The sequence below is a fragment of the Bacillus sp. AC266 genome, from assembly GCF_979253805.1.
In genome coordinates this window covers 148,753-169,739 of record NZ_CEEDEC010000005.1, presented here as the reverse complement: position 1 = coordinate 169,739, position 20,987 = coordinate 148,753, and the positions used below count along the sequence as shown (strand labels likewise).

The 20,987-nt window shown below is 33.0% G+C and carries 23 protein-coding genes; 17 read left to right on the top strand and 6 right to left on the bottom strand.

Features of this window, described 5'->3' with window-relative positions; translation table 11 throughout:
* Nucleotides 1–406 precede the first annotated feature (406 nt).
* Nucleotides 407–949, bottom strand: a complete 543-nt coding sequence (locus AC0IXC_RS20830; RefSeq protein ID WP_215590847.1) for a nucleoside/nucleotide kinase family protein — start codon at nt 947–949, stop codon at nt 407–409.
* Between the two features lie 367 nt (nt 950–1,316).
* Between AC0IXC_RS20830 and AC0IXC_RS20825 the strand changes: the two genes are divergently transcribed.
* The 5 genes from AC0IXC_RS20825 (at nt 1,317) to AC0IXC_RS20805 (ending at nt 8,278) form a co-directional block, all read left to right on the top strand.
* The gene (locus AC0IXC_RS20825) at nt 1,317–2,003 is read left to right on the top strand and encodes a response regulator transcription factor (RefSeq protein ID WP_215590848.1); all 687 of its coding nucleotides are present in this window, start codon (nt 1,317–1,319) and stop codon (nt 2,001–2,003) included.
* Nucleotides 2,000–3,076 carry a HAMP domain-containing sensor histidine kinase gene (locus AC0IXC_RS20820; protein WP_341111826.1) on the top strand — a complete coding sequence of 359 codons (1,077 nt, stop codon included), beginning with the start codon at nt 2,000–2,002 and terminating at the stop codon, nt 3,074–3,076. Before AC0IXC_RS20825 ends, AC0IXC_RS20820 begins: the two co-directional genes overlap by 4 nt.
* Nucleotides 3,077–3,359: 283 nt before the next feature.
* Nucleotides 3,360–4,121, top strand: coding sequence for an ABC transporter ATP-binding protein (locus AC0IXC_RS20815; protein ID WP_097890028.1), 762 nt, complete (start codon nt 3,360–3,362; stop codon nt 4,119–4,121).
* A gap of 16 nt (nt 4,122–4,137) precedes the next feature.
* Nucleotides 4,138–5,967 (top strand): FtsX-like permease family protein, encoded by a 1,830-nt coding sequence (locus AC0IXC_RS20810; protein WP_471653221.1) that lies wholly within the window; start codon nt 4,138–4,140, stop codon nt 5,965–5,967.
* Between the two features lie 844 nt (nt 5,968–6,811).
* Nucleotides 6,812–8,278 carry a peptidase G2 autoproteolytic cleavage domain-containing protein gene (locus tag AC0IXC_RS20805; RefSeq protein ID WP_471653220.1) on the top strand — a complete coding sequence of 489 codons (1,467 nt, stop codon included), beginning with the start codon at nt 6,812–6,814 and terminating at the stop codon, nt 8,276–8,278.
* Nucleotides 8,279–8,616: 338 nt separating this feature from the next.
* Here the strand turns inward: AC0IXC_RS20805 and AC0IXC_RS20800 are convergent, their stop codons facing one another.
* Complete coding sequence (locus AC0IXC_RS20800) at nt 8,617–9,087, bottom strand: hypothetical protein (protein ID WP_215590852.1); 471 nt, start codon at nt 9,085–9,087, stop codon at nt 8,617–8,619.
* Between the two features lie 273 nt (nt 9,088–9,360).
* On the opposite strand from AC0IXC_RS20800, the gene AC0IXC_RS20795 reads away from it, so the two are divergent.
* The 3 genes from AC0IXC_RS20795 (at nt 9,361) to AC0IXC_RS20785 (ending at nt 10,328) form a co-directional block, all read left to right on the top strand.
* Nucleotides 9,361–9,750, top strand: a complete 390-nt coding sequence (locus AC0IXC_RS20795; RefSeq protein WP_471653219.1) for a YflT domain-containing protein — start codon at nt 9,361–9,363, stop codon at nt 9,748–9,750.
* Between the two features lie 50 nt (nt 9,751–9,800).
* On the top strand, nt 9,801–10,001 hold the full coding sequence (locus AC0IXC_RS20790; RefSeq protein ID WP_000004264.1) for a CsbD family protein: 201 nt from the start codon (nt 9,801–9,803) through the stop codon (nt 9,999–10,001).
* Between the two features lie 75 nt (nt 10,002–10,076).
* Nucleotides 10,077–10,328 (top strand): GlsB/YeaQ/YmgE family stress response membrane protein, encoded by a 252-nt coding sequence (locus AC0IXC_RS20785; RefSeq protein ID WP_000522906.1) that lies wholly within the window; start codon nt 10,077–10,079, stop codon nt 10,326–10,328.
* 163 nt (nt 10,329–10,491) lie between these two features.
* Here AC0IXC_RS20785 and AC0IXC_RS20780 read toward each other — a convergent pair whose 3' ends face one another.
* Complete coding sequence (locus AC0IXC_RS20780) at nt 10,492–10,692, bottom strand: methyltransferase (protein ID WP_002140674.1); 201 nt, start codon at nt 10,690–10,692, stop codon at nt 10,492–10,494.
* A gap of 197 nt (nt 10,693–10,889) precedes the next feature.
* Between AC0IXC_RS20780 and rsbV the strand changes: the two genes are divergently transcribed.
* From rsbV to AC0IXC_RS20755, 5 genes are all read left to right on the top strand, one after another.
* Nucleotides 10,890–11,228, top strand: a complete 339-nt coding sequence (gene rsbV / locus AC0IXC_RS20775; RefSeq protein WP_002011067.1) for an anti sigma b factor antagonist RsbV — start codon at nt 10,890–10,892, stop codon at nt 11,226–11,228.
* Between the two features lie 6 nt (nt 11,229–11,234).
* A complete protein-coding gene (gene rsbW, locus AC0IXC_RS20770) occupies nt 11,235–11,717 on the top strand; it encodes an anti-sigma B factor RsbW (RefSeq protein ID WP_340850908.1) in 483 nt (160 codons plus the stop codon).
* Entirely contained in the window at nt 11,680–12,456 is a 777-nt protein-coding gene (sigB, locus tag AC0IXC_RS20765) for an RNA polymerase sigma factor SigB (RefSeq protein ID WP_002188580.1), read from the top strand. Before rsbW ends, sigB begins: the two co-directional genes overlap by 38 nt.
* Before the next feature lie 70 nt (nt 12,457–12,526).
* Entirely contained in the window at nt 12,527–12,967 is a 441-nt protein-coding gene (locus tag AC0IXC_RS20760; RefSeq protein WP_000017756.1) for a ferritin-like domain-containing protein, read from the top strand.
* Nucleotides 12,968–13,293: 326 nt separating this feature from the next.
* Entirely contained in the window at nt 13,294–14,436 is a 1,143-nt protein-coding gene (locus AC0IXC_RS20755) for a SpoIIE family protein phosphatase (protein ID WP_471653218.1), read from the top strand.
* A 39-nt stretch (nt 14,437–14,475) separates the two neighbouring features.
* Here the strand turns inward: AC0IXC_RS20755 and AC0IXC_RS20750 are convergent, their stop codons facing one another.
* From AC0IXC_RS20750 to AC0IXC_RS20740, 3 genes are all read right to left on the bottom strand, one after another.
* Nucleotides 14,476–15,333, bottom strand: coding sequence for a CheR family methyltransferase (locus AC0IXC_RS20750; RefSeq protein ID WP_002140680.1), 858 nt, complete (start codon nt 15,331–15,333; stop codon nt 14,476–14,478).
* Nucleotides 15,334–15,349: 16 nt separating this feature from the next.
* Complete coding sequence (locus tag AC0IXC_RS20745) at nt 15,350–18,040, bottom strand: response regulator (protein ID WP_471653217.1); 2,691 nt, start codon at nt 18,038–18,040, stop codon at nt 15,350–15,352.
* A gap of 204 nt (nt 18,041–18,244) precedes the next feature.
* Entirely contained in the window at nt 18,245–18,496 is a 252-nt protein-coding gene (locus tag AC0IXC_RS20740) for a hypothetical protein (RefSeq protein WP_002140683.1), read from the bottom strand.
* A gap of 222 nt (nt 18,497–18,718) precedes the next feature.
* Here AC0IXC_RS20740 and AC0IXC_RS20735 point away from each other — a divergent pair, with 222 nt between their 5' ends.
* From AC0IXC_RS20735 to AC0IXC_RS20720, 4 genes are all read left to right on the top strand, one after another.
* Complete coding sequence (locus AC0IXC_RS20735; protein ID WP_002011076.1) at nt 18,719–18,859, top strand: hypothetical protein; 141 nt, start codon at nt 18,719–18,721, stop codon at nt 18,857–18,859.
* A gap of 36 nt (nt 18,860–18,895) precedes the next feature.
* Nucleotides 18,896–19,426, top strand: a complete 531-nt coding sequence (locus AC0IXC_RS20730; protein ID WP_002011077.1) for a general stress protein — start codon at nt 18,896–18,898, stop codon at nt 19,424–19,426.
* Nucleotides 19,427–19,593: 167 nt separating this feature from the next.
* Nucleotides 19,594–19,797, top strand: coding sequence for a DUF4028 family protein (locus AC0IXC_RS20725; protein ID WP_215590856.1), 204 nt, complete (start codon nt 19,594–19,596; stop codon nt 19,795–19,797).
* A 138-nt stretch (nt 19,798–19,935) separates the two neighbouring features.
* Nucleotides 19,936–20,247, top strand: a complete 312-nt coding sequence (locus AC0IXC_RS20720) for a YbjQ family protein (protein WP_000637510.1) — start codon at nt 19,936–19,938, stop codon at nt 20,245–20,247.
* Nucleotides 20,248–20,987 lie beyond the last annotated feature (740 nt).

Below are 20,987 nucleotides of genomic sequence, written 5' to 3'. Positions count from 1 at the left end.
TTTAGGTTACTGGATTAGCAGAAAAACTGTATAAAATCTTGCATACTCTTAGCCTGGTTTTTTTCCGAAATGCTGGCGGTACCCCATCGCTATCAAGCTAAAAAAATAGGTCACCCCCAAAACGCAAAAAACGAGCTGAATTCACATAAATAACTGTAGAGAGAGAAAAATTTCGTTATGGGGGTACTTTAAAATCTTAGCTTGATAGACATGCGATAAGACCCCCAATTAAATATAAAAAAGAGCACTGATTTTTAGTTCTCTTTTTGTAAGCATTAAATAATGAAATTTGAATACGCTTATTCTTTAGAATAGCGAATAATTATTAATTAGCCCCCTCTAGTTGTTGAACGTAATGAGCAAATTCTAAAGGCTGTTGCTTTTTTAAATAATAATCTTCTGCTACTCAATATCTATTTTGGTATTTCTTTAATCGCTCTTCCAAATCCCCTATGTATGTATCACGATGAAGTACACGCTCGTATCTTATATCCCTAGGACAATCTAAGAATACTGCGTAATCATGAAATGTTTTCCATTCTTCCCTCAAAAGAAAAATGCCTTCAATGATTACAATACTTTTAGGTGTTATCTTTATCGTTCTCTGTGTAAATGTATCTTTTTCCTTGTTGTAAAATGGCAAAGATAGATACTTTTCATTTTGATACAATTTGTCGTATAAGTGTTCTTTTAGATAATTAGTATCCCATTGTAACTGATAATATTCAAACCATTCATCGTGCCCTGTATTATACCTCTTAGCTTTCTCAACAATATGATCATCTATATGGATAATTACTATATTATCTAAGATATTTTTTAGTTGATGTACTAGTGTCGTTTTCCTAGCACCACTTAAACCATCTATCGCAAGAACAAAGGACCTATCTACATAATGCTTTTTATACTTTTCTTTTATTTGTTGCTTTAAACATTCCCATTTATCCATTCAATTCATTATCCTTTCTGCCTTTTTTAAACTAAGACAACTTAATTTCCCTTTCACCATATATTCTTATGACAAAATGCTATAGAAAGCTTAAGAATTCTTAAGAACTTTTTCCCCTTTTTCTTAAGATTTGGATGCTAGTGTATGATTATGAATTCAAACCTGTGAGGAGTTAAGTATGAAAATAGTTAACTTTCTTATTTCATGTATATAATGAACTAGAAATCAGTTGTTGCAGCCCTTTCAAATTCAAGGTTTATTGGAGACGAAATAATTGAAGGAATTAATTTGAAGAAAGTAAGATAGAAATGTCTCCCCTGCTTATGTCTTTAGTTGTTCAATACGAGAAAAAATATGGAGGAATAATATGGATTCAAGAATTCTTATTGTTGATGATGATAAAGAGATTAGAAATCTTATCTCTGTTTACTTGGAAAATGAAGGACTGAAAACTCAAAAGACAGAAGATGCTATGGAAGCTTTACAACTGTTAGAAGAAAAGGAGTTTGATCTTATTATTTTAGATATTATGATGCCAGATATGGATGGTATTGAAGCTTGCATGAAGATTAGAGAAGACCGCAATATGCCTATCATTATGCTATCTGCAAAATCAGAGGATATAGACAAAATTCAGGGTCTAGCCTCTGGTGCCGACGATTATTTATCAAAACCGTTTAACCCATTGGAATTAATCGCTAGGGTAAAATCCCAATTAAGAAGGTTTAAAAAATACAATACGTCAATAGATCATAATAAAAGTATCCTAGAAATTGGTGATTTAGCCGTGAATACAGATACACGTCAAGTATGGGTAAGGGGAAAGGAAACAAGGCTAACTCCAAAAGAGTTTGATATACTCGAACTACTTGCCCGTAACAAAGGGATTGTCCTGAGTGTAGCAAAAATATATGAAGCAGTTTGGAAAGATGCTTTTTATAAATCGGATAATACCGTCATGGTGCATATTACAAAAATAAGAGACAAAATTGAAGAGGATTCTAAACATCCTATTTATATTAAAACTGTTTGGGGAATTGGATATAAAATATGAAGAATGTTAGTTTTAGAAATAAGATCATTATAAAACTTCTTGGTGCTGTTGCAGTTAGTTTTTTTATTTCATTTGGTTTAACAATCCTCATTTTGGTATACGTCATAGATCCATTTTTTGTAAAATACGAAGAATTTGGTATGTTTGAATTCAATTTGGCATTGTTGTTCTTATTCGCGTTCGCAATCTTTAACTTTATAATAATTTTTTTGATATTGGTTCGAAAGAAAATAGTATATTTGAAGCTCATTTCGGATAATGTAAATGATATTGCAAATGGAAAACTAGGTTTGACAATTGGGATTAAGGGGAAGGACGAATTGACCCAACTTGCTCAAAATATCAACTATATGTCCAAGGAATTGGAAAATACATTTGAACAAGAAAGACGATTAGAACGTACAAAAAATGAACTTATAACCAATGTATCTCATGACTTACGCACACCGTTAACATCTATTATTGGCTATATAGATTTATTAAAAAGAGGGCAATACAACAGTAAAACACAATTACAGGAATACCTTGAAACCACTTATTCAAAGTCACAGAGACTGAAATATTTAATTGATGAGCTGTTTGAATATACTCGTTTATCAGGCATAGATGCTAAGTTAAACTTTAATGAAGTTGATTTATCAGGTTTGTTGGAGCAAATAGTTGGAGAATACATTCCCATATTTGAAAAGGAAAGTTTAATCGTTCAAAAATCAATAACGGAAGAAACAATACCTATTTTCATGGATGTAGAAAAAATGGTACGTGTATATGAAAATCTGTTTATGAATGCGATAAAGTACAGCATGAAACCATCCGAATTATCCGTATGTCTTGAACTAATAGGTAACAAAGCAATTTTGAAAGTATCAAATAAAGTCGAGAAGCCGCCTGTTAGCGAACCAAATAAATTGTTTGAAAGATTTTTCAGGGGTGATAAGGCAAGAAAAGGTGATCAAGGAAATGGACTGGGACTTGCTATCTCAAAAAGAATTGTTGAACTTCATCAAGGTAATATATATGCAGAATATAAAGAAGGTTGGATATCCTTTATTGTTGAACATCCAATCAAATAGATTGGCTTATGGAATTACAGGTTCCATAAGCTTTTTTTTATAAAACTTAAGAATTCTTAAGGATTCTTCAGGGTGTTTCCTAATTTTTATAGTTTATCATGTATGTATTCAAAGCGATGAGGTGAGTGGAGAAATTAAAATAAAATTTTCTTTACAGCTTTCAATTGGATACATCGTGACAGCCTTATGGAAAAGGTAGATGCAACATGACTATTTTGTTAGTAGCAAATATGAATAGCAGCTTATTTTAAAGAAATGAAAAAACAAACATAGGAGGATATATATGATAAAACCAGTTGTAGATGTAAAAAACATTCAAAAATTGTACGGTAAAAAAGGTGAGAATCAATCGCATGCGTTAAAAGGTGTATCATTCTCAATTCAAGAGGGGGAGTTTGTCGGTATTATGGGGCCATCTGGTTCTGGTAAAACAACATTATTAAATGTAATTTCAACGTTAGATAAAGCGACAGGCGGCGTTGTTGAAATTGCAGGAACGGATATTACGAAAATGAAGCAAGGTGAGCTTTCTGATTTCCGTTCGCAAAAATTAGGATTCATTTTCCAAGACTTTAACTTATTAGAGAATTTATCTATTTACGAAAATATTGCACTTCCACTTTCACTTCAAGGTGTCCCATCACGAAATATTGGACAGAAAGTAGAAAAGGTAGCTGATATGTTAGGGATCTCAGCAATCCTTCAAAAGTATCCATCTGAAGTATCTGGTGGACAAAAGCAGCGTTCAGCAGCAGCTCGTGCGTTAGTGCATGAGCCAGCAATTATTTTAGGGGATGAGCCAACAGGAGCGCTTGATTCTAAAAATGCAACAAGTTTACTGGATGCGATGACAAACTTAAATAAAGAACAAGGTGTATCTATCATGATGGTTACGCATGATCCGTACAGTGCAAGTTACTGTCAGCGTATTTTATTCATTCAAGATGGTGAGCTATATAAAGAAATTTATCGCGGTGGTACACGTGAAGAGTTCTATAAAGAAATTTTAGACGTGCTTGCAAACATTGGCACACAAAAAGCGTAAGGAAGGAAGTTCAATCATGCTATTTAAGCTTTCCATGTCAGGCCTAAAAAGTAAGTTCCAAGATTACATTGTCTTACTTGTTGGCCTTATTGTCTCTATTTCAACTTTTTATATGTTTCAAACGCTAGCATCCAATAAAACGTTCCTTGAATCTAACTCTTCTATTAGGGATATTGTGTCTGTATTTAAAATTGGTTCCTTTTTGTTAGCGGTTATCACATTTTTCTATATTTTATATGCAAACTCTTTCTTATCAGCTCTTCGCCAAAAAGAATTTGGTATGTATATGATGTTAGGAGCAAAAAAGCATAAAGTTACCTTACTTATGTTTATCGAAACAATCATATTAGGTGCCACATCTCTTTTGATTGGAATTACAATTGGTGTAGGACTTGCAGAAGGTATCGGTCAGTTATTAATGAAACAACTCGAGTTTGCTGGTGAAGGTTATAAATCATTTTATCTGCCATCTATGACTATTACTTGTGCCTTCTTCTTTGCACTATTTGTATTATCAGCAATTATGAATAGTATTAAATTATCGCGTATTTCTGTATTACAACTTGTACATGCAGATGCACAAACAGAACGTGTCGCCGTAAAAGGAAAAATGACAGTTGTAGTTGCATTCCTTGGTATTCTTTTATTAGGTATTGGTTATGCATCACTGATTTATATTTCTCATGCAAATTCGCTAATTGTTTTGGGATTAATGGCCCTTGGATTAATCACAGCAACCGTTGGTACTTACCTTATATTTGGATCACTTCTCCCAGTTATGATAAACAAGTTAAAGAGTAATAAAAAACGTAGTGAAAAGGGCCTCAATGCTTTTACTTTTGCACAATTAAATTTCCGCATTAATGGTCTAACAAATGTGCTTGCAACAGTAGCAATCTTAGTGGCTCTTGGTGCTGGTGGAATTGCTTGTGGTATGGCATTTAAAAACAACATCCTAAAAATGACAGATCAAATGCGAATTTACGATTCAGTCATTCATAATCCAACAGCGGAAGAAAAGAAAATTTTGGGTGGTATCTTATTTCAAGAAAAACTTGAATATCATTACAAAGTTGATGATAGGTATGTTTATTATCTTAAAGAAGATTTAGAAAAAAATCGCCCTTTCTTGCAAGGTATGAAAATAGAAAAAGTTTCAGAGAGATTACCCATTGGTGCATTTTCAATAAAATGGGTTAAAGGAGAGACCGACACAAAACAATGGATCCAGGCTTTCAGAACGATCCAGCCAAATTATTTATATCCTGATTATGAAATGAAAATTGTAGATCAAAACATATACGATGGGTTGAAGGGTAAAGAAAGTACTGTGTTTATCGGGAAAACAGATGATTTTGGATCATACATAAAAGAATGGAAAAAACTTGATGAATTACAGATATCAAAATATAAAAATGTGAAGGCGGAAGAATTGGATAGTAAGTATCAAGCGTATATTGTGAGTCATGATTTTTCCAGCGGACTAATGTTTATGGGTTTTTTCGTTGGGGTTGCATTTTTAGCAATGATGGCAAGCTGCTTAATGTTTAAAATTCTATCCGGTGCATCCAAAGATAGTACACGTTATCAAATGCTTCGTAAAATCGGTGTTCGCCGGGAGTTATTAATAAAATCGATTTATAAGGAGTTATTCTTTATATTTTTAGTCCCAGCAATTGTGGGTATTGTTCACGTATTAATTGGTATGAACATGTTCAGCGTTCTTTTGGCTGATCCGTACTTTCGTATTTGGCTACCAATTATTATTTTCGTAGTGATTTACTCGATTTACTATTTGATTACAGTTCAATTGTACAAAGGAATTGTACTTCCGAAAGAAAATTAATGTAATGATATTATTTATACGGAATATCAACATAATCTGCCCCCATTTATTGAACATTCTAAATGGATTTGGAAATAATAAATGGGGTACCACCACATGCCCATCAATCTAATATTTTGAAGTGTACCAAAAAAAATTCCATCTCACTTTTTTGTTTTATAGATGAGAGCTGTGTAGCAATGATTTAGGTATCTACAAATCAAGAGTTTTTAACTATTCTCTCTATAGCGATGTTTTGCCATAGTATAATAAGATTCAGGATTTTGAGAAATGACAGAAATAAAAATTTCTTATATAAAAATGTAAAAATCCACAATATTTAATTTAGTTGTTATGATAATTCATATATCCTCTTAGCACCCTTAACTTGCTGGCGATGGGGTACCGCCAGCATTTTGGAAAAAACCCACGCTAAGAGCATGCAAGGTTTTATACAGCTTTGCGGCTAATCCAGTAACAAATGAAAAACTTATAACCATGCCAGGATAGGAATATATATAATCAATAGAGTCATAGAAAAAGAAAAAGGAGTTTCCTTGTGAGAGTAGGGAATCTCCTTTTTCTTTGCTACCGATAGTGGGACGTTATGTTAACTTCATATGAATAAAGTATACAAATCCCAAAATAGAAATATTTTTTATATTGTATAAAAAGCGATATAAAATATGAAATTAGTTTATTAAAGAAAAATTGTTTATATATATCATTCTTCATAAAAATGATTTAACGTATTTTTATTGATGTCATTTTTTCCCCTAATACATTTACTAATTATGATAAAAGTTTTTTAGGGGTGAAATATGTTAAATGAAAAAAATGGAAAGATCTAATACCGGATGATTTTTTGAGTGGTGCTGCATTAGATCCAAATTTAATTGGTCCTACATTACCACCAATTCCTTCTTTTACATTTCCAACAGGACCAACAGGAGAAACGGGGCCAACAGGACCAACAGGATCAACAGGAGAAACGGGACCAACAGGAGAAACGGGGCCAACAGGATTAACAGGACCAATAGGAGCAACGGGACCAACAGGAGAAACAGGATTAACAGGATCAACAGGAGAAACGGGGCCAACAGGACCAACAGGACCAACAGGACCAACAGGACCAACAGGACCAACAGGACCAACAGGATCAACAGGAGAAACGGGGCCAACAGGATTAACAGGACCAATAGGATCAACAGGAGAAACGGGGCCAACAGGATTAACAGGACCAATAGGATCAACAGGAGCAACGGGACCAACAGGATTAACAGGACCAACAGGAGAAACGGGGCCAACAGGACCAACAGCAACAAGCTGTATTAGAACTGACCCCGATAACGGATGTTCTGTGGCAGAAGGAAATAGTACTGTTGCAAATGGATTTGCCTCCCATGCCGAAGGAAGTGGCACAACAGCAAGTGGAGATTTCTCCCATGCCGAAGGAAGTGGCACAATAGCAAGTGGAGATTTCTCCCATGCCGAAGGAGTTGGCACAACAGCAAGCGGAAGTGCCTCCCATGCCGAAGGAAGTGGCACAATAGCAAGTGCAACTACCTCCCATGCCGAAGGATTTAGCACAACAGCAAATGGACTTTTTTCCCACGCTGAAGGTCTAAATACCATTGTAAATATAATTCATCCAGGTTCTCATATTATGGGACACGATGGAACTACACGATTCCCTTTTTCTTGGCATTTAGCAAATGGTGTTGGTATTGGACCATCATTAAATTCCGCTGTAATTGAAGGAGCAACAGGAAATCTTTACCTTGACGGTGTTGTATTATCTCCTGCTGCTGCGGATTATGCAGAAATGTTTGAAACCGTTGATGGAAACTCGATTGATGTTGGATACTTTGTAACTTTAGATGGAGATGGTGACAAAATACGAAAAGCGAATGCAAATGATGATTATATTCTAGGGGTAGTGAGTGCAACTCCAGCAATGATTGCAGATTCAAGTGATTTACGTTGGCATAATCTCTTCGTAAAAGATGAATGGGGAAGAACTCAATATCATGAAGTTATTGTACCAGAAAAAAAAGATGACGATGGAAAAGTGATTCACCCCTCCTTTACAAAACTCGAACCTATATTAAATCCTGAATGGGACTCCTCACAAGAGTATATCCCACGTTTGCAAAGACCTGAATGGGTACCTGTTGGTCTTGTTGGAAAACTTCTGGTTCGAGATGATGGAACATGTCAGCCAAAGAAATATTGTAAACCTAATAGTGAAGGTATCGCAACTGCGTCAAGTGAAGGATATCGAGTAATGAAGCGCACAGGACCAAATCAAATTATGATTTTAGTTCGCTAAAAGACAAACGACCATATAACATATTGAGTTCTAATGTAACCCAATCAACATTAGTGACATTAGAACAATGATAACTGGATTTGAATTGAGGCTTTTCACTTCCAATAATGATAATTATGTAAATGCGCTGTCCATATGGACAGCTTATTTTATTTTTTGTTTAGCACGGGGATTCTTTCATGAAGAAAAGACACCTTATAAGGTGTCTTCCTTCGATTTGAAACATTTCAAGTTTAATAATATACGGTCTCGCCACTGACCTATTAGGCTGGAATTTTATAGTGTTTCTGAACAAAATTTTGTGCTAATTTTGAATCCTTAAGTTGATGGGGATTCTTTTACCTTTTGTCATTTTTAAAGAAATCCTTCATCATTTTAGCGTCTTCAATGTTCAATGTCACACCTTCTACTTTATCTTTCTTCTCATCTTTAACAATCGTAATTTGTTCCTTATTATCAACCCACACAAGAAACTCTTCTTTTGAGTCATCTTTATATGTAACGGTTATAGTAGAATGCGCAGATTGTTTCTTTTTTTGATCTAGTTTGATTGTTTTAGGAGTGCCTTTTTGAACTGCTGAAACGATAGATTTTATCATTTCCTCGTTATCTGTTTGAGATTTGGAACTAGTATTACTTGTTGTTCTAAGCATCTCAATGTTGGTAATGTCTGCAGAGTTTAATTGAATGGTATTTTTCGTATTTTCTTGCTTAGTTGTTGGAGTATTATTTGTAGTAGAAGTGCTTGTACAACCTATTAAAGTGAAAGATAGAGCGGTTAGAGCGCATATAGATATGATTTTTTTCATAGTATCCCTCCTTACGTTTAATTATAACAATTTTCTGTTATTTTAGGTAGTTATTGTAAGGAGATCATTTTGTAAGTCGTAGGGAGACATGTTTACTAGTTTTAATGATGTTCGTATGAATAATATGAAGCGTATATATGAAAAATATGCGGTTCATTCTCTATCAAAATCAAAATTCACATAATTTTTTTCATATTTTATGTTTAACATTTCGAAAATGGGTGTATTACATATAATATAACAAATAATTCATTTTAGAGGAGGAAGTTAAAGATGGAAACGAAGTATAGTAAACCTTTTGTATATGAATTTATTACGGAGAAAGAGGTCATGAATGCGGCGAATGATCTAGTGAAGAAAGGAATCGACCAAAAAGATATTTACGTATTAACACATGAGAAAGAAAGGACAGATAGAATCGCAGACAATGCAGACGTGAATACAATTGGAATAAAAGAAGAGGGACTTGGGACAAGTATTATTAATGTCTTTCAAAAAACGGGAAATCAGTTAAGAAATAAGATGCAAGAGTTAGGACTTAATGAGGAAGAAGCTAACTTTTATGAAGAAAAACTGGATGAAGGGAAAATCTTATTATTCGTTAAGGATTTAGAAAGAGTCGGTGAATGGTTACAAGAAAGAAGATGCACGTATTCTATTTAAATTCATACTCTTTAAATCTACAAATCTATTACGAAAAGGAGATTGGAAATATGAGTGAGAGCGGGCTAAAAGAACAAATTACTGGTAAAGTTGAAAAGAAAAAGGGGCAAGTAAAAGAAGGAATTGGTGAAGTTACAGAAGATAGAGAGTTGAAAAATGAAGGGAAGTGGGAGAAGACGAAGGGAACTGTAAAAGAAAAAGTCGGAAAAGTGAAACAAAAGATAAGTGATGGATTGGATAACAAAGAGTAATACATGTTTATCAAGCTTTGGTTAAACGCCAAAGCTTGATAAATCCATTATAAAAATAATATAGGAGGTCTAATTGTGGGACTTATTATTACGTGTATTGTAGGTGGACTTATTGGTATGTTAGCTGGAATGATTACGGGAAAAGATTTTCCTTTAGGTATAGTTGGTAATGTTATTGCCGGATTAATCGGATCTTGGGTAGGTAGTGCGTTATTTGGTCACTGGGGCCCTGAATGGGGAGGCATCTTTATTCTTCCAGCTTTATTAGGTGCAATCGTCTTTATTTTAATCGTTACATTCTTTTCTAGAATGCTACGGAAAGCGTAAGTATGATAATGAATAGTAATCTTAAGTTTATTATATATAGCTATAAAGTTAAAAAACTAATAAATATACATAAAAAAGCATCCAATTAAAATGATTTGGATGCTTTTTTAATGTATTTTACATAGGAATCAGTGAGGATGGCCCCACTGATTGAGATTACATATTAAGCTATCGTTACTTTTTTACAATTATTTATTCTTACGACCTGCCTCGGTTCTATATGAGATAAGTCCTCGCTATTACCTATATCAACTACAATTGTATTCGTTAGTATGTTAATAATGGAACCAATTAATTTTGTAGCATGATCGTGTCGATAAGAAAATTGAACAAAATCTCCCTTTTTAAAGCTGTGCTCTTCCATAGATAGATCCCCCTAAAAATAATGTTTATACATTATACATACACAAATTTATAAGGTTTAAACATTTGGTAGTATTTTTTTTAGTGTTAAGCTGAGAAAGGTGTAGAAAATTTATTTATAATTAAAATGAAAAAATATGTTTAAAACTAATTTTTATGGGTAATTAAATAGTAGTAGTTTGAGATAAGGGGGCGGAAATGATGAATTTGGCAATAAATATTTTGCAAAATGATTTAGGTTATACAGTACAACTTAATGGTGAGATTGATGCGTATACGGCATCAGATTTAAAAAATAAGGTAATGCCTATTGCAAGTGAGAAAGAGGTTTATATAGTAGTAGATTTTAATAAGGTAGATTATATGGATAGTACAGGTTTAGGCGTTTTTATAGCGCTATTAAAAGCAATTAAGAAAAATGATGGGAAACTAGAGTTTATTGGTGTATCTAAAAGGTTAAAAAGATTATTCGATATTACAGGACTAACAGAAATATTAAATTTGAATTCAGATTTTGAAAAAGTAGAAAGAAGGTGACTAGGGATGATGGAGAAATTTGAAAAGATAGAAATGAAAATTCCTGCAAAAGCAGAATATGTGGCTATTATTCGTTTAACAATGGCTGGTGTTGCGAATCGAATGGGCTTTGCTTATGACGATATAGAAGATATGAAAATTGCTATTAGTGAAGCATGTACAAATATTGTACAACATGCATATAAAGAAGACGTTGGAGAAATTATAATTGTCTTTGGTCTATATGAAAATCGATTAGAAATTATGGTTGCGGATAATGGGGTTAGCTTTGATTTTAGCACCTTAAAAAGTAAAGTTGGTCCGTATGATATTAATAAACCAGTAGAACATTTGCCGGAAAATGGTTTAGGTTTATATTTAATAAATACGTTAATGGATGATATACAAATTATGCATGATGAGGGCATGACAGTTTTAATGACAAAATATATACAAAGAGAGCAGGTGGAGAATGATGGAAATCCAATCTCAACCTACAAATCTTACTAAAGAAGACGTTATTAAACTAATTGCAGAATTCCAACAAAACCAATGTGATGAAGCGCAGGAAAGGTTGGTTAATCACTATAAAAATCTCGTATATTCCATTGCATATCGCTATTCAAAAGGTGGGCCGATGCATGAGGATATTATACAAGTAGGGATGTTAGGGCTCTTAGGCGCAATAAGAAGGTATGATTATTCGATAGGGAATGCTTTTGAACCGTTTGCAATACCTACGATAGTAGGGGAAATAAAGAAGTATTTACGTGATAAAACTTGGGGCGTTCATGTTCCAAGGCGAATTAAAGATTTAGGCGGGAAAATTAAACTTGCGATAGAGGAGCTAACAGATCACCTACAACGTTCACCGAAGATTATAGAGATTGCGAATCATTTAGGACTATCCGAAGAGGAAGTTCTAGAAATTATGGATGCTAAAAATAATTATCAAGTATCTTCCTTAGATGATGTAGTTGAAAATTCATCTGATGGAAGTTCGGTAGCGAGAATTGAATCTGTAGGTGAAGTAGAGCAAGGGTATGAACAGACAGAAAGACGTCTCGTTTTAGATGATATTTTTAACGTATTAAATGATACGGAAAAGAGTGTTATTCATTATATATTTGGAGAAAATTTAAATCAAAAGGATACAGGGGAACGGTTAGGTATTTCACAAATGCACGTTTCTCGTATTAAAAGACAAGCGATAAGTAAATTGAAGCAAGCGGCGTTTTTAGATACATAAAAAATTTAAAATAATTATGTTTAAAACATGAGAAAAGGGGTAGTTATTAAGTATAGGAGGAGATATTAAAATGTCACACGATGTGAAAGAACTAATCGAAGGATTGAATGAAGATTTAGCAGGAGAATACTCGGCAATTATTATGTATAACCATAATGCAGCTACGGTTTCTGGTATATATAGACAAGTGTTAAAACCTTTCTTTGAATCTGAAATTAGTGATGAACAAGGACATGCCCTATATTTAGCGGAGAAAATTAAGACGCTAGGGGGTACACCTACTACGATCCCTTTACCAGTGAAACAAGTAGAAGATGTTAGAGAAATGTTAGAATACGCTAGACAATCAGAATATGAAACAATTAAGCGTTATGAAACGAGAAAAGAACAGGCAGCGAAATTAAATATGACAGAGTTAGTTGTAAAGTTAGAAGATATGATCGCAGATGAAACAAATCATATGGAAGAATTAGATCGCCTTTTAAATGACAAAGCAATGGTGTTAAATTAAAAGTGGAAATTTACCCCACTTTAATGGGCAGTAAGACCCCCACCTCAAAATGCAGCGAAAGCAAAGAATTTAGGTGGGGGATCAACTGCCCATAAAAGTCCGATTGGTTCAACTAATAATCAGTGGGGGGATGAAGAAAACCCCCACTGATTAAAGTTTCACTTTATAGAGTGAAAGAACAAACTCTCATTTCTAGGGGGTTTGTTCTTTTGCTGTATAAATACGTATGAGTAGGAAATTTTTATTTTATAACTGAGTATGCAATACTAGAAAAATAGAGAATGATAATAGATTTACATTTTAAATAAGAAAAGGGGAAATAACTTGTGTCCATTTTAATTGTCGATGATAATCCGGTTAACATTTTTGTAATTGAAAAAATTTTAAAACAAGCCGGATATCAGGATCTTGTATCGCTTAATTCTGCACAAGAGCTTTTCGAATACACCCATTTTGGAAAAGATTCTTCCAGGCATAATGAAATTGATTTAATACTATTAGATATCATGATGCCTGAGATTGATGGACTTGAAGTTTGTAGGCGATTACAAAACGAGGAGAAGTTTAAAGATATTCCTATTATTTTTGTAACAGCTTTAGAAGATGCGAATAAATTAGCTGAAGCGCTTGATATAGGCGCAATGGATTATATTACGAAACCTATAAATAAAGTTGAATTGTTAGCTCGTATGCGTGTGGCATTACGCTTGAAATCGGAATTGAATTGGCATAAAGAACAAGAGGAAAATCTTCGTAATGAATTAGATTTAGCTACACAAGTACAAAGAAACTTATTAAGTAGCCCATTAAGAGAAGATCATATAAAAATTGAAGCAAGTTACTTACCTTCATTCAAACTAGCTGGAGATATGTATTATTGGTATAAAATCGATGAAAACCGCTACGGTATTATATTATTAGATGTGATGGGACATGGTGTATCTGCTTCATTAGTTTGTATGTTTATTTCGTCTGTATTACGTGAATCGATTAAATATTTAATCGATCCGGAACTTGTCATTAAAGACTTAAATAAATATATGACTCTTTTACATAATGAGAATGACAATATTCCATATTATTTTACAGCGATATACTTAGTAGTTGATACAGAAAAGAGAACAATTGAATATGTAAATGCAGGACATCCTTCTGGATACGTTTTAGTTGATGAAGAGAATGTAGTGGAACTAAATCGCGGGAGTTGTGCGGTAGGATTTTTTGATGAAATAAAAGTCGAGAAGACAGTCATACCTTTTGAGAAGAACGCTCAAATTGTATTATTTACAGATGGTGTTCTTGAAGCAATTGCACATGATGAATTTGAGTCTGAAGAGAAATTACGTGCTTTTACAGAAAGAAAATGGGGAGATTTAGAAGGAGAGATAGAAGGGTTTTATAAGGAAGAACAGAAGAAAACACAATCAGATGATATGTGTCTAATTATGATACAAACGAATGCGAAATAAAAAGCGTATGAAATCCAAACATAGGATTTCATACGCTTTTTATTGTATTTTTTGATAGATTTGTTCGTTAGGATTAAATTGGATATAATGCGGCATTATATGTGAAAAACGAAGAGTTTCTTTATTTCCTAAACATAGGAATCCATTGTGGCCTAAACTTTCATAAAATAGTTGCTGTACTTGGTTTTGAAGTTTACTCGTAAAGTAAATTAAAACGTTACGGCAAAGTATAATATGAAATTCGTTAAAAGATTGATCGGTTACTAAATTATGTTGCGCAAAAATAATGTTTTGTAACAGGGATGGATTAAAATAAGCAAAACGATTATCTGTTGAATAATAGTTAGAAAATGCTTGTGTACCGCCAGCTTGTAAATAGTTTTTCGTATAAGTTTGCATTTTATTTAACGGAAGGATGCCTTGTTTTGCTTTTTCTAACACATTTGTATTCATATCTGTTGCGTAAATAACAGCTTTTTCACTTAATCCTTCTTCGTGAAGTAAGATGGACATTGATAACACTTCTTCACCAGTTGCGCATCCAGCATGCCAAATTCTAATTTCAGGATACTTTTTTAATTCAGGAATAACATGCTCTCTTAACGCTTTAAAAAAAGTAGGGTTACGGAACATTTCAGTTACATTAATGGAGAAATCATTTAATAACTGTTCTAAAAACCCTTCCTCATGAATTACTTTTTCAATTAATTTTGAAATGGTAGGGATATTAGAGAGCTGCATTCTATTACAAATTCTTCTATAAATAGATGTGCGAGCATATTGGCGAAAATCAAATCCTGACAGTTTAAATACCGCTTCCAATAGTAATTCAATTTCTAAGTTCGTACGCTTATCCATATCTACGGATGGATCAAAATTATAATACTTATTTTCCACTTAAATTAAACCTCACTTATTTTATTAACCATACACTCATTACCGAATAGAGTTGATGTAAATTTAATGGTTTACTTATATAATCTGAAGCGCCAGCAGATAAACATTTTTCCTTATCATTTGGCATTGCTTTAGCAGTTAATGCGATAATAGGTATTTCATGGAACCCTAAGTTCATTCGGATATGTTCCATCGTTTCATAACCGTCCATATTCGGCATCATAATATCCATTAAAATAAGGTCAATATTTGTATTGTTTTTTAGTATTTCTAAACACTCTATGCCGTTTTGTGCAGTAATAATGTTGGCATGTTGTTTTTCTAATGCGTTTTGTAATGCAAATATATTTCGATGATCATCATCGACAATTAAAATAGTTTTCTCTTGGAAGACGTTATTTGTTTCCGGCGTCACGATAGTTTCCTCAATAACTTCAGCAGGAATAACATCTTCTATCGTTGCTGCGACTTCTAAATTGGATACTTGTATATCAGTTAACCCATTTGGAAGGTTAGGAATATATACTGTGAAAGTACTGCCTTCTCCTACATTACTCTCTAACGTAATCCAACCACCTAATAATCTAGCAAACTCTTTACAAATAGATAATCCTAAGCCTGTACCACCATATTTCCGAATCGTTGCTCCATCTGCCTGTTGAAAAGCTTCGAAAATAAGTTGATGCTGTTCTGTAGCGATACCAATACCAGTATCTTTTACTGAAATTGTAATCCAATCATTACTTATAGACTGCATTTCATTACTCAAATTGGTTGTTTCTATCGGATCGAAATGTAAAGAGACGGATCCTTTTTCCGTGAATTTAAATGCATTGGATAATAAATTTTTAATAATTTGCTCAATCCGCTTTGCATCTGTATAAAATAAATCAGGAATAATATCACTGTCTTCAATAGTAAATTCGACATTTTTTTGTGCAGCTATATGTAAAAAGTTTTGATGCATATTTGCTGCCATGTCACTTATGTTCGTTGCTTCAAAAATAACATCTAGTTTCCCAGCTTCTACTTTAGATAAATCTAGTATGTCATTAATTAAAGTAAGTAAATCTTTCCCTGATGAATGAATGACGGTTGCTAATTCAATTTCATCATCGGATAAATGATTATCATGATTTTCTCTTAACATTTCAGATAATAGTAAAATACTATTTAACGGTGTTCGTAATTCATGGGACATATTTGCTAGGAATTCTGATTTGTATTTTGAACTACGTAATATTTCGCTTGCTTTTTCTTCTAATTCTGATTTAGTAATTTCTAAATCAGTTGTCTTTTGTTCAGCCTCTTCCGTTCTAGACTCTAGTTGTTCATTCGTTGTTCGTAATTCTTCGGCTTGCATTTGTAGTTCTTCAGCTTGCGTTTGCAATTCTTCTGATTGAACTTGTAACTCCTCCGTCATTGCTTGTGATTCATGTAAAAGCGTTTGAATTCGCATACGTCCCATAATACTATGGATTGTTAGACCTAGGTTATCAACAGTTTGTTGAATTAAATCTTGATGTAAGTCTGAAATCTCAGTTACACTTACTAACTCCATTACTGCAATCACTTCATCTTCAAATAAGATAGGGATGACTAGTAGGTTTTGAGGGCGTATTTCTAATAAGCCACTAGTGACATAACGAAATTCTTCTGGTATTTCTCGAAGAATAAAGCTTTGTTTTTCTAAAGCACATTGCCCAATTAAACCTTCACCTATTTTAATGGATTGTTTTCCAATATCAGCACCTTGATCGGCGAAAGAAGCTTTCTTCACATAGTAGACAGTTTCTTCAATTTCTTCACGTACATAGAATGCACCGCAAGAGGTTTGCGTTTTTTGTATAACTCCACTAAGAATTTTTTTACCTAACATCTCAATAGAAGGTACACCTTGATACATTAAAATTAATTCTGCAAGCTCGGTTTGTAACCACTCTCTTTTAGATATTTCGTCTAGTAGGTGGTTCGTTGTATGAGCAAGATCTTTTATTTCATCCCGCGTGTTTACATGAATTCTTTCAGTAATTTTTTCTTTAGAAGAAATGGATTTAATAGCTTGAATTACGTTTTTAATCGTTTTTGTAATGGAATTCGAAATATAGAGTGAAATGATAATAGAAATACAAGAAAGTAAGAACAATAAACTGTATAACCAAATCTCTAATTTATTATTTTCAGTATCTAATTGTGCAGCTCTTTTTTTCGTTAGTTGCTCCTCTACACCACGGAAGTTAGTTAGCTGCGATTGTAATGACTGAATTTGAGTCGTGTCGATTGCTTGTATGTTATTACTATTATGATTTGTAATTAATGGATGAATCTCTTTATTAATCCAACTATTGATGTTTTCATTAATCTGTTTTAATTTTTCTTGCTGAGAGGGGTTATCCTCTAATAGAGCCAAAAGATCTTGATAATGTTTTTCGTAATCCTTTTCCGCAGTGTTAAGGGATTGCACGTAATTTGCATCATTAGAAGTAATAAATCCTTTCGCTTTATTTTCAATTGTTAGCAATTCTTTCTCCACTTGATTCGTTAAATTAAGAACTTTAAAATCGTGATCAATAATAAAATTACGAGATTTTTGTAAATTGGAAATCTCATTGTTTAACATAATGAAAGAAATAAGTAAGAACAAAATCATAACTAAATAACCAGCCATAATTTTGTAGCGAATACTAAATTTTGCTTTCGATTTCATTAAAAATTCCTACCTTCAAGGTTATTCAAAGTTTTCTATTGTAAAGAATGAAAAACGTAATATATATTATATCAGTTTTCATAAGGCCAAACTAGAAATCCCCCTATTGTATAAGGGGGTCTCGTTTTGAATAGAGGAAATCATTTTGAAATATAAACATATATGAAAAGTAACGATCGAGGGAATAGGGGGATAATAAAACTTTTAAGAAGGAAAGAGTGTGCTTAAAGCTTTTTTTGCATCTATTCCTTCAAAGATAAATAATACAAGCTCTCTCTTTTTTACAGTAAGGAAAAAGGATATTAATGTGCTTAAGCTTTTAATAGAAGTAAGTGTTCCATGTTTACTTATAAATAAATTAGTTTGAAATGTTGTCATTAAAGCATAAAAATGATGAATCTGCTTTATTGTAGGTGTTTCATTATAAAGAATAGTAGTAGATTGGATTGCATTCATCGAAATATTCCTTTCTGTATAGTAAGCATAACAATATAAACATACCCGTTTTAAAAAATGTTAAACATATAAATAAGAAAAAATATAATTATAGTTTTTTACGTTTAGAAAGGGTTACGAAGGGTATACATATACTAGAAAGAGATTGACTGAAGATGAATTATAAGATTTCTAGCCTATAAAAATATACTTTTACTTTAAATAAAAAGGAGTCTGGTATACATGAATGAAATGATGATTGATATTACATTTGATTTAATTTACTTGTTAAGTAGTTCGCTTGTAATGCTGTTACTATTCGCTTTTTTCGTAAATGGTTATGTTAATAAGAAGGTTAGTGTATACAGAAATGAAGAAAGATAAAGATACATTATATAAAACTTTAGGAGGTTAATAGTTATGGATGTAGATAGAAAAATAGTAGGTATTTTTAGAACAATTGATGATGCGGCATTCGTTATTAATGAATTAAAAGATAAAGGATACTCGGCGGGTAACATTTCAGCTATTGCGAAGGATCAAAAGGAAATTGAACATCTGGAAGAAAAATCGGGTGAAAAAGTGAATAGTGAAACGGCACATAAAGCGGATATCTTTTCAGCGACAGGGCTTGTGGCAGGAGGAGTAGCAGGCGGACTCGGTGGTTTATTAACAGGTCTTGGTATACTTGCTGTTTCTGGAATGGGTCCAATCGTAGCAGCGGGACCTATCGCAGCAGCTATTGGAGGAGCCGGTATTGGCGGAGGAGCTGGAAGTTTAATAGGCGCATTTATCGGATTAGGAATTCCCGAAGAACATGCTAAAAAATATGAAGAATACATTTACGATGGAAATATATTAATTTTAGTAGATGCAAAATTAGATGATAAGTTAGAAATCTATAAAATATTTGATAAGCATAATGCCTATAACTCTGATTTCTTTAAATAATATTTACTTCACATATCAATTATGCAAAATGTAAACATAGTGAATATCGTTTTTTTGATCTTACAACTTTGGCGCGGCCGAGGAGTCGTATGACTATAAGAGAGGAAGGGCTTATAGTAAAAGATCAAGTTCTATTATGATATTAAAAAGGGAAGAGGTGTCTTTTCGTGATTGTAAAAATATTAAAGGATAGTAGTAATAGTTTTCTTTGTACGGTTCAAAATAAAAATGGGGAGAAGTATGTGAAGAAATGGTTTCGTAAACAGGAAAACAAGGAAGAGTTAGGGCGACCAACTTTTAAAGAAGTAGAAAAGGATTGGAAAGAAAATAGAGAATCGTTTATATATCCGAATGTTAAAGCGCTTTATTAAAAATAATAGGCGTTTCATTCTTACAAAATTGTCACATTCATGTAAGGTAATTCAATAGATTAGATACTTTTTCCATGTCATAATAAAGACATAAGAAAGCTAATCAAAAAACTATAAGTTATTAGGAGAGTGTCAGTCATGATTGTAACAACAACGTCTGGAATTCAAGGTAAAGAAATTATTGAGTATATTGATATTGTAAATGGTGAAGCTATTATGGGTGCAAATATTGTTCGTGATTTATTTGCGTCAGTTCGTGATGTTGTCGGTGGCCGTGCTGGTTCTTATGAAAGCAAGCTAAAAGAAGCTCGTGATATTGCAATGGATGAAATGAAAGAACTTGCAAAACAAAAAGGTGCGAACGCTATCGTTGGTATTGACGTAGATTATGAAGTTGTTCGTGATGGAATGTTAATGGTTGCTGTAAGTGGTACAGCTGTACGTATATAAGTAAGTAAAAATACAGGCTCACCCCTTGAAGCTTATGCTTTGAGGGGATTTTTTTGTTTCGTGATTAAAGTTAAAATGAAGAAGAGTGGACGGATTTTTATAAGTGGAAAAAATAAGATGAGGGCGGATGTACTAACTCGCTAAAATGATAAGTTGAAAAGTTATATTGTATATATGTTTAAAATGAGCAAAACGTTATTGTAAAAAATGCTAGGGTTGCTCCTAGCATTTCGTGAGGGGGTATTGCACGGGAATTTAGATAATAAGCAGACGTACCCGCTTATTTCAAATGTAGTATATATTGTTTTCAAGGAGAAAAGTAAGAAATACAACAATCTTTATATATGTTTAACGAGAGTGTTAACTTTATGATAAATAATAAAATTGTTATTTGAGGTAAGGGGAGAAATAATGGTATGAATAACTTTAGAGAGTGTATAGTTTATAGAAATAAACGATTGAGCATGTAAGGCGTTGTATTACATAAAATTTATAAAGCATTGGAGGCAGTCACATTATGTTTTGGTTAGGATGTTTTTTAGGATATATTGTAGGTTCAGTTATTACATGTGCTCTACTTTACTATGGGTATAGATCCAATGAAAATAAAAAAGTAGATATACAAAAGAGGGAGGAGAGGAAAATCAATAAAAAAGGTGTATAGGATGTGGAAGGTAAGGTAATAACGTTGATGCAAAAATAAAGGACAGTACATATTTTATATGACGACTATGTACTGT

Excerpts from the sequence above, each read along its gene's own strand:
- AC0IXC_RS20730 (WP_002011077.1), top strand. The coding sequence starts at position 18,896 with ATGGATGTAGATAGAAAAATAGTAGGTATTTTTAGAACAATTGATGAT.
- AC0IXC_RS20820 (WP_341111826.1), top strand. The coding sequence starts at position 2,000 with ATGAAGAATGTTAGTTTTAGAAATAAGATCATTATAAAACTTCTTGGT.
- AC0IXC_RS20795 (WP_471653219.1), top strand. The coding sequence starts at position 9,361 with ATGGAAACGAAGTATAGTAAACCTTTTGTATATGAATTTATTACGGAG.
- rsbW (WP_340850908.1), top strand. The coding sequence starts at position 11,235 with ATGATGGAGAAATTTGAAAAGATAGAAATGAAAATTCCTGCAAAAGCA.
- AC0IXC_RS20760 (WP_000017756.1), top strand. The coding sequence starts at position 12,527 with ATGTCACACGATGTGAAAGAACTAATCGAAGGATTGAATGAAGATTTA.
- AC0IXC_RS20740 (WP_002140683.1), bottom strand. The coding sequence starts at position 18,496 with ATGAATGCAATCCAATCTACTACTATTCTTTATAATGAAACACCTACA.
- AC0IXC_RS20815 (WP_097890028.1), top strand. The coding sequence starts at position 3,360 with ATGATAAAACCAGTTGTAGATGTAAAAAACATTCAAAAATTGTACGGT.
- AC0IXC_RS20830 (WP_215590847.1), bottom strand. The coding sequence starts at position 949 with ATGGATAAATGGGAATGTTTAAAGCAACAAATAAAAGAAAAGTATAAA.
- AC0IXC_RS20810 (WP_471653221.1), top strand. The coding sequence starts at position 4,138 with ATGCTATTTAAGCTTTCCATGTCAGGCCTAAAAAGTAAGTTCCAAGAT.
- AC0IXC_RS20825 (WP_215590848.1), top strand. The coding sequence starts at position 1,317 with ATGGATTCAAGAATTCTTATTGTTGATGATGATAAAGAGATTAGAAAT.
- AC0IXC_RS20745 (WP_471653217.1), bottom strand. The coding sequence starts at position 18,040 with ATGAAATCGAAAGCAAAATTTAGTATTCGCTACAAAATTATGGCTGGT.
- AC0IXC_RS20800 (WP_215590852.1), bottom strand. The coding sequence starts at position 9,087 with ATGAAAAAAATCATATCTATATGCGCTCTAACCGCTCTATCTTTCACT.
- AC0IXC_RS20735 (WP_002011076.1), top strand. The coding sequence starts at position 18,719 with ATGAATGAAATGATGATTGATATTACATTTGATTTAATTTACTTGTTA.
- AC0IXC_RS20720 (WP_000637510.1), top strand. The coding sequence starts at position 19,936 with ATGATTGTAACAACAACGTCTGGAATTCAAGGTAAAGAAATTATTGAG.
- AC0IXC_RS20790 (WP_000004264.1), top strand. The coding sequence starts at position 9,801 with ATGAGTGAGAGCGGGCTAAAAGAACAAATTACTGGTAAAGTTGAAAAG.
- rsbV (WP_002011067.1), top strand. The coding sequence starts at position 10,890 with ATGATGAATTTGGCAATAAATATTTTGCAAAATGATTTAGGTTATACA.
- AC0IXC_RS20780 (WP_002140674.1), bottom strand. The coding sequence starts at position 10,692 with ATGGAAGAGCACAGCTTTAAAAAGGGAGATTTTGTTCAATTTTCTTAT.
- sigB (WP_002188580.1), top strand. The coding sequence starts at position 11,680 with ATGATGGAAATCCAATCTCAACCTACAAATCTTACTAAAGAAGACGTT.